This window comes from Microbispora sp. ZYX-F-249 (assembly GCF_039649665.1).
Lineage (GTDB): Bacteria > Actinomycetota > Actinomycetes > Streptosporangiales > Streptosporangiaceae > Microbispora > Microbispora maris.
The window spans coordinates 1-1,679 of record NZ_JBDJAW010000119.1 but is presented as its reverse complement, the minus strand read 5'-3'; the positions used below and the strand labels follow the sequence as shown (position 1 = coordinate 1,679).

Here is a 1,679-nt window from a genome sequence, read left to right as displayed (position 1 = left end):
GTGCAGTACCATCGGCGCTGGCAGGCTTAACTTCCGGGTTCGGAAAGTAACCGGGTGTTTCCCTGCCGCTATGACCGCCGTAACCCCATGAAACACACAACCACAACTACAACTGCTAGTGGTTGCTGTCTCTGAGATCACATAGTGAACGCGAGCACATCATGGTCAAGTCCTCGGCCTATTAGTACCGGTCAGCTCCACACATTACTGCGCTTCCACTTCCGGCCTATCAACCCCATCATCTCTAGGGGGCCTTACCCACTCTCGTGGTGGGAGACCTCATCTTGAGGCGAGCTTCCCGCTTAGATGCTTTCAGCGGTTATCCCTACCGAACGTAGCCAACCAGCCGTGCTCCTGGCGGAACAACTGGCACACCAGAGGTTCGTCCGTCCCGGTCCTCTCGTACTAGGGACAGCCCCTCGCAAGTCTCCTGCGCGCGCAGCGGATAGGGACCGAACTGTCTCGCGACGTTCTAAACCCAGCTCGCGTACCGCTTTAATGGGCGAACAGCCCAACCCTTGGGACCTACTCCAGCCCCAGGATGCGACGAGCCGACATCGAGGTGCCAAACCATCCCGTCGATATGGACTCTTGGGGAAGATCAGCCTGTTATCCCCGGGGTACCTTTTAGCCGTTGAGCGACACCGCTTCCACACGCCGATGCCGGATCACTAGTCCCAGCTTTCGCTCCTGCTCGACCCGTCAGTCTCACAGTCAAGCTCCCTTGTGCACTTACACTCGACACCTGATTGCCAACCAGGCTGAGGGAACCTTTGGGCGCCTCCGTTACCTTTTAGGAGGCAACCGCCCCAGTTAAACTACCCACCAGACACTGTCCCCCACCCGGATTCACGGGCGCGGGTTAGACGTCCAAAACGACCAGAGTGGTATTTCACCAATGACTCCACCCTGACTAGCGTCAGAGCTTCCCAGTCTCCCACCTATCCTACACAAGACGCTCCAAACGCCAATGTCAAGCTGTAGTGAAGGTCCCGGGGTCTTTCCGTCCTGCTGCGCGAAACGAGCATCTTTACTCGTACTGCAATTTCACCGGGCCTGTGGTTGAGACAGCGGGGAAGTCGTTACGCCATTCGTGCAGGTCGGAACTTACCCGACAAGGAATTTCGCTACCTTAGGATGGTTATAGTTACCACCGCCGTTTACCGGCGCTTAAGTTCTCACCTTCGCACCCCGAAAGATGCTAAGCGGTCCCCTTAACGTTCCGGCACCGGGCAGGCGTCAGTCCGTATACATCGTCTTACGACTTCGCACGGACCTGTGTTTTTAGTAAACAGTCGCTTCCCCCTGGCCACTGCGACCCCCACCAGCTCAGAGAGCACGTCTCATCACCAGTAAAGGTCCCCCTTCTCCCGAAGTTACGGGGGCAATTTGCCGAGTTCCTTAACCACAGTTCACCCGACCGCCTTGGTATTCTCTACCTGACCACCTGAGTCGGTTTCGGGTACGGGCCGCCGCGACACTCACTAGAGGCTTTTCTCGGCAGCATAGGATCACCCACTTCGCCACAATCGGCTCGGCATCACACCTCAGGCACATGAGAGACGGATTTGCCTATCTCTCGCCCTACATGCTTACCCCGGGACAACCACCGCCCGGGCTGGGCTACCTTCCTGCGTCACCCCATCGTTTACCTACTACCAGATCAGGCCAGGCGTTCA

At 57.4% G+C, this 1,679-nt stretch carries 2 rRNA genes; both read right to left on the bottom strand.

What is annotated here, in order from left to right:
• Positions 1–82, bottom strand: a 5S ribosomal RNA gene (gene rrf, locus AAH991_RS39980); the annotation flags it as partial.
• A 79-nt stretch (positions 83–161) separates the two neighbouring features.
• Positions 162–1,679: ribosomal RNA gene (locus AAH991_RS39975) — 23S ribosomal RNA — on the bottom strand; the annotation flags it as partial.